This window comes from Umezawaea endophytica, from assembly GCF_025061645.1.
Lineage (GTDB): Bacteria > Actinomycetota > Actinomycetes > Mycobacteriales > Pseudonocardiaceae > Umezawaea > Umezawaea endophytica.
Window position 1 is genome coordinate 22612 of sequence record NZ_JANYMP010000033.1, and the last position, 7115, is coordinate 29726.

The following is a 7115-nucleotide window of genomic DNA, read 5'->3' on the forward strand; positions in this document are numbered from 1 at the left end:
CCCCGATATCTGCGCGGTGGCCCCGGTCACCAGGTGACGGGCAGCGAGTTCAGCCCGTACGCGGCGGCCTCGTCCTTGAAGGACAGCTCGTCGGCGGGCACGGCGAGGCGCAGTCCCGGCACGCGGCGGAAGAGGGTCTCCAGGACGATCCGCAGCTCGGCCCTGGCCATGTGCTGGCCGATGCACATGTGCGCGCCGAACCCGAACGCCAGGTGCTTGCCGGTGGCGCGCTCGACGTCGAGCCGGTCGGGGTCGGTGAACACCGCCGGGTCGCGGTTCACCGACGGGCCCAGCGCCACCACGCCGTCACCCCGGCCGATGGTCACGCCCGCGATGGTGACGTCGTCGGTCGCGACGCGGTAGGAGACGGGGTTGAGGATGCTGCAATAGCGCAGCAGTTCCTCCACGGCGGCGGGCCAGCGCTCCGGCTCGCGCTGGAGCAGCGCCACCTGGTCGGGGTGCTGGAGCAGCGCGGCGATGCTGAGGGAGATCTGGTTCGCGGTGCTCTCGAACCCGGCGACCAGCAGGGTGAGCGCGAGTTCCACCAGCGACTGGTGGTCGGTGCCGTCGCCGTCCTCGCGGGCCTTGCGGACGCGGCGGCCGATGAGGTCGTCGGAGGGGTCCTCCTCCTTGGCCGTGACGAGCTGGTCGATGTAGCCGAGCAGCGCGCCGATCGCGGCCATCCGCTCCTGCGGCGGGGTGAACAGGTCGATCATGGTGGACGAGCGGACGCGGAACGTGTCGCGGTCGGCGTCCGGCACGCCGAGCAGGTCGCAGATCAGCGTGGTCGGCACCGGCAGCGCCAGCGCGGGCACCAGGTCCGCGGTGCCGGGGCCGTCGAGGATGGCGTCGATCAGCTCGTCGACGACCTTCTGCATGTCGGCGAGCATGGTGTCCACGCGGCGCTGGGTGAACTCGCCGTTGATGGCGCGGCGCGCGGCCCCGTGCTCCGGCGCGTCCATCTCGCCGATCGAGGCGCGGAACCCGACGTCCACGTTGTACGGGACGAGGGACGGGTAGTTGGGCAGCTTGCGGTCCACGCTGAACGCGTCCGACAGCAGCAGTTCGCGGGCGGCGGCGTGGGTCCACACGGCCCACGCGTCCTTCCCGGAGCCGAGGCGGACGCGGGTGACCGGTCCCCCCGCGCGGAGTTCGGCGTTGCCGTCGGGTTCGCCGAACGGGCAGCCCCGCCGGACGGAGAGGTCGGGGGCGGACGGGGACTCGGTCATGCGGTGACCTCTTCTTCGGGTGTGGTGGGGGAAACGGGGTCGAGCGTGCGCAGCCACCCCTCGACGGCGGCGGTGCTGTGCTCCAGGTGCTGCTCGGCGATGCTGAAGTGGTTGCCGGGCACGTCGACGACGGTCTGCGCGCCGTCCCAGCTCGCCCGCCAGTCGTCGGACTCCGGGTCGTCGGTCATGCCGTCGAGCGGCTCGGAGGCCCGCACCAGCAGCAGCGGCGCGGCGCACGGTCCGGGCGTCCAGTCCTCGAACAGACCGCCGTACCAGGCCATCGCGGTGAGCCTGCCGCTGTCCATGCGGACGTACTGGTCCTCGCGGTCGAACATGCCGCCCATCAGGAACTCCTGGACGCGGTCCCGCATGATCGTCGGGTCGCCGATCAGGTAGGTGTCCAGCAGCGCCACGCCGGTCGGCCGCACGCCGCGGGCCTCCAGCGCGGTGGCGGTGGCGTGCGCGAGGTAGCCGCCCGACGAGCTGCCGAGCAGCACGAACGGTCCTCCGACCTGCTCGGCGATGACGTCGGCGTAGGCCCCGACGAGCGTGTCGACGTCGGCGGCCAGCAGTTCGCCGGGGCCGAAGCCGGGCACGTCGAAGGCCAGGAACGGCCGCACGCCGCGGAACCGGCCCGCGAAGCGGGCGAACTGGTGGGCGCCCGCGATGGCCACGATGGAGGAGAAGCAGACCAGCGCGGGGCGTTCCGGGCCGTCGGCGAGGTGCACCGGCTGCGGCAGGGCGGGCCACTGGTCGGGTGAGGTGGCCATCGGGCGCAGCCGGGCGGCTTCCCGGACCAGCCGCTGGCCGACCTTGCGGTGCCCCAGGCTCAAGGCGTGCCGGAACAGCCCGTCGAGCGCGTCCATCGGGTCGCCGACGGCGGGCGGGGGCGGCGGCGCGGGCTTGCTCACCCGCGTCAGCGAGCGCACCAGTTCGTCCGGGGTGCCCGCGTCGAACGCGACCGTCGCCTTCAGCCGCAGCCCGGTGACCTTGCTCAGGCCGTTGCGGAGTTCGACCGCCGTCAGGGAGTCGAGGCCCAGTTCCAGGAAACCGCGGTCGCCGACGACGGCCTCCGGGCCCGGATACCCGAGTACCGCGGCGATCTGGCCGAACACCGCGTCCCGCAGGGCAGGGCCGTCCAGGTCGGTGACGCGGCGGCGCGGGGCCGTGGTGGAACCGCCGCGCACGAGGGCGCGCAGCAGTGGCGGCACGTCGTCGGCGCGGGTCCGGGGCAGGTCCAGCCGGGTGGGGACGAGCAGGGGCGCGCCGTCGGCGAGGGCCGCGTCGAACAGGGCCAGCGCCTCGGGCGGGCCGAGCGGCCTGCCGAAGCGGCGCAGCCGTTCCCGCTGGGCCGCGTCGAGGTCGCCGACCACGCCGTCCTCGACGTCCCAGGTGCCCCAGGCGAGGGACTGGGCGGGCAGTCCGACGGCACGGCGGTGGTGGGCCAGCGCGTCCAGGAAGGTGTTGGCGGCGGCGTAGTCGCCCTGGCCGGGGCTGCCGAACACCCCCGCGGCCGACGAGAACAGCACGAACGCCGCCAGATCAGTGCCACGGGTCAGCTCGTGCAGGTGGAGCGCGGCATCGACCTTGGGCCGCAGCACGAGGTCCGTGCGGGCGTCGTCGACGTCCTCGACGAGGCCGTCGGCCAGGACACCGGCGGCGTGCACGACGGCGGTCAGCGGGTGCTCGGCCGGGATCGCGACCAGCAGCGCGGCCACGGCGTCGCGGTCGGCCACGTCGCAGGCGACGACGTCGACGTGCGCGCCCAGCCCGGCCAACTCGGCCGGCACCGCGCCTCGACGGCTCGCCAGCAGCAGCCGGGTGACGCCGTGGGCCGCGACCAGGTGCCGGGCCAGGTGGACGCCGAGCGCTCCAGTGCCGCCGGTGATGAGCACGGTGCCGTTCGGGTCGAAGCCGCCGTGCTCGCCACCCGCCACGGCCCTGGTCAGCCTGGGTGCGCGCAGTTCGCCCGCGCGGACCGCGATCTGGGGTTCGCCCGTGGCCAGCGCGGCGGCGAGCGGGGCGTCGGCGGCCGTATCCACGTCGACCAGGACGAACCGGTCCGGGTGTTCGGACTGGGCGGCGCGGAGCAGGCCGCGGACCGCCGCGCCGGGCAGGTCGAGGACGTCCTCGGCCGGGTCGGCGGCGACGGCACGGCTGGTGAGGACGACGAGGGTGGCCTGCTCCAGCCGGTCGTCGGCCAGCCAGGCGCGCAGCGCGTCCCGCACGAAGCGCACGGCGTGGTGGGTGTCGGCCGCGATGTCACCCGCGGGGCGGTCGACCAGGGAGAGCACCACGACGTCGGGGGCCTGGTCGGGGATCTCGCCGTGGGTCGCCCACGTCAACGCCGGGTCGGGCGCGGGCAGCGGGACCGGCCGCCACTCCAGCCGGAACAGGGAGTCCGTCGCGGTTGGCGCGCTCGCCTCGCGGACGACGAGGGAGTCGACGGTGAGGACCGGGTCGCCGTCGACGTCGAACGCCTCGACGGCCACCTCGCCCCTGGCACCGGTGGGCCGGGTGCGCACCCGCAGCCTCGTCGCGCCCGGCGCGTGCACGGTGACACCGCCGAAGGCGAACGGGAGCGCGCCTTCCGGGACGGTGCCGGGCGGCAGGAGGCCGACGGTCTGGAGGGCGGCGTCCAGCAGGGCCGGGTGCACGGTGAACCCGGTGGCGCGCAGGCCTTCGGGGAGTTCGACCTCGGCGAGCACGTCGTCGCCGTGCCGCCACGCGGACCGCAGGCCGCGGAACGCGGGTCCGTAGTGGACACCGGCAGCGGCGAAGTCCTCGTAGCGCCCGGCCAGGTCGATCGGCTCGGCCCCCGCGGGCGGCCACTCGCCGAGCCCGTCCGGGAGGTCGCGGGTGGCGGACAGCGTGCCCGTCGCGTGCGAGGTCCACTCGGCCGTCTCCCGGCGGGAGTGGACGCCGACCTCGCGGACGCCGTCCTCGCCGGGCGGCCCGATCCGGACCTGGACGGTCACCTCACCGGTCGTGGGGAGCACCAGCGGGGCCTGCACGGTGAGGTCGTCGACGGTGGCGCCGCCCGCGTGGACGACCAGGTCCACGAAAGCCGCGCCGGGCAGGACCGCGACGGAGCCGAGGGCGTGGTCGGCCAGCCACGGGCTGGTGGCCGGGGAGAGGACGCCGGTGAGCACCGTGCCACCGCCCGCCAGCTCGACCAGCGTGCCGAGCAGCGGGTGGGAGGACGGACCGGTGGGAACGGCCGGGCCGAGCCAGTACCGCTCGCGCTGGAAGGCGTAGGTGGGCAGCGGGATCCGGCGGGAGGTGGTGCCCGCGAACAGCGGCGCCCAGTCCACCGGCGCGCCCTGCACGTGGGCTTCGGCGAGGGACCGGGTCATCCGGTCCGCTCCGCCGTCGTCGCGGCGCAGTGAGCCGACGACGATGACGTCCTCACCCGCGTCCTCGGCGGTGTCGAGCACGGCGGGCACCAGCACCGGGTGCGGGGCGCACTCGACGAACGTGCGGTGGCCGGAGTCGAGCAGGTCGCGGACCGCGCCCAGGAAGTCGACCGGCTGACGGGCGTTGGCGAACCAGTAGTCCGGGGTCAGACCGGCGTCGCGCACCCACCGGCCGGTCGCGGTGGAGCGCAACGGGACGCGCGGGACCTGCGGGCGGATGTCGGCGAGCACGGCGAGCAGCCGGTCGTGGATCCGGTCCACCTGCGGGGAGTGCGAGGCGTAGCCGATGGGGATGCGGCGGGTGCGGACGCCTTCGGCCGCCAGCGCGGCGGCGAGGTCCTCCAGGTCGCCGATCGGTCCGGAGACCGCGACGGACTCGGGGCCGTTGCGCGCGGCCACGGACAGCGCGGGCCTGCCCGCCAGGCGGCGGCCCACCTCGTCCGGCGACGCGGACACCGAGAGCATGCCCTCCAGACCGGCCAGCGCGGCCAGTTCACGGCCGCGGCGGGCCACGACGAGCGCGGCGTCCTCCAACGTCAGCGCGCCCGCGAAGCAGGCCGCGGCGATCTCGCCCTGCGAGTGCCCGACCACCGCGGCGGGCCGCAGCCCGTGGGAGAGCCACACCTCGGCCAGGGACACCATGACGGCGAACAGCAGGGGCTGCACCACGTCGTCGGTGTCGAGCGGGCGACCGTCGCGCAGGGCGTCGGTCAGCGACCAGTCCAGGTGCGGCGCGAACGCCTTCTCGCACTCGGCCAGGCGGGTGGCGAAGACCGGGGACGTGCCGAGCAGGTCCGCGCCCATCCCGGCCCACTGCGAACCCTGGCCGGGGAACACGAACACGACCCGCCCGCCGCGGCGGACGCGGCCGGTGACCAGGCCGGTGGTCCGGCCGGCCGCCAAGGCCGCCAGCGCGCCGGCGTGGTCCGGACCGAGCACGGCGGCGCGGTGCTCGAAGTGGGTCCTGGTGAGGGCGAGCGCGCACCCGATGTCGGCGGGGTCCGAGTTGACGTGCGGGACGAGCCGGGCGGCCTGGTCGGCCAGGCCGCGTTCGGTGCGGGAGGAGAGCAGCCACGGCACGGCGACCGGCGGCGCGGCGGGTGAGGTGGGCCCTTCCCGCGGTGCGGGGGGCTCCTCCAGGACCACGTGGGCGTTGGTGCCGCTCGCGCCGAACGACGACACCCCGCCACGACGGGGTCGGTCACCTCGGGGCCACGGGCGGTTGCCGGTGAGCAGCGAGACCTTGCCGCCGCCCCAGTCGACCTGGCGGGTGGGCGCGTCGACGTGCAGCGTGGACGGCATGGTCCCGTGCCGCAGGGCCAGCAGGACCTTCAGCACGCCCGCCGCGCCCGCGGCCGCCTGGGTGTGGCCGATGTTCGACTTGAGCGAGCCGAACCACACCGGGTCGGCGCGGTCCTGGCCGTACGCGGCGAGCACGGCCTGAGCCTCGATCGGGTCGCCCAGCGTGGTGCCGGTGCCGTGGCCCTCCACCAGGTCCACGTCGGACGGTCGGAGTCGGGCGTCGGCCAGCGCGCTCGCGATGACGCGCTGCTGCGACGGGCCGTTGGGGGCGCTGAGGCCGTTGCTGGCGCCGTCGGAGTTGACCGCCGAGCCGCGCACGACGGCCAGCACCGGGTGCCCGTGGCGCAGCGCGTCGGCCAGTCGCTCGACCAGCAGCACCACCACGCCCTCGCTGAAACCGGTGCCGTCGGCGGCGTCGGCGTACGACTTGCAGCGACCGTCCGGGGCGAGCGCGCCCGCGGCGGACGCGGCGTTCAGGTACTCCGACGGATCGGGCAGCACGGTCGCGCCCGCGGCGAGCGCGAGGTCGCACTCCCCCGCGCGCAGGGCACTCGTGGCCAGGTGCAGCGCGACCAGCGACGACGAGCACGCGGTGTCGACCGTGACCGTCGGGCCCTCCAGGCCGAACGCGTAGGCGAGCCTGCCGGAGGCCACGTTCACCTGCGTGCCCATGGTGACGAAGTTCGCCACGCCCTCGGGCAGGTCGTAGGCCGACACGTGGGCGTAGTGGGTGCCCATGACACCCGCGTAGACGCCGGTCCGGCTGCCCTTGAGCGCGGGCAGCGTGAACCCGCCCCGCTCGAACGCCTCCCACGACGTCTCCAGCAGCAGCCGCTGCTGCGGGTCCATCGCCAGCGCTTCGCGCGGGGAGATGCCGAAGAAGCCCGCGTCGAAGTGCCCGGCGTCGCGCAGGAACCCGCCGCGCAGGTCGTCGCGCACCGGTCGTTCGCGGTCGGTCGGCAGCGGTCCGACGGCGTCACCGCCCTCGGCCAGCAGCCGCCACAGCGCCTCGGGGGTGTCGATGCCGCCCGGCAGCCTGCACGCCGCGGCGACGATCGCCACCGGGGCGTGCGCGGCGTCCGCCAGCGCCTTGTTCTCGGCCCGCAGGTGTTCGTTGTCCTGCAACGACTTCCGCAGGGCTTCGACGATCTTGTCAGGCACAGCCATC

2 protein-coding genes are annotated in these 7115 nt (G+C 75.3%); both read right to left on the reverse strand.

Annotation, left to right across the window (positions count from 1 at the left end; translation table 11 throughout):
• Positions 1–26: 26 nt before the first annotated feature.
• A complete protein-coding gene (locus tag NZH93_RS42265) occupies positions 27–1229 on the reverse strand; it encodes a cytochrome P450 (RefSeq protein WP_259628964.1) in 1203 nt (400 codons plus the stop codon).
• Entirely contained in the window at positions 1226–7108 is a 5883-nt protein-coding gene (locus tag NZH93_RS42270) for a type I polyketide synthase (RefSeq protein WP_372506990.1), read from the reverse strand. Before NZH93_RS42270 ends, NZH93_RS42265 begins: the two co-directional genes overlap by 4 nt.
• Positions 7109–7115 lie beyond the last annotated feature (7 nt).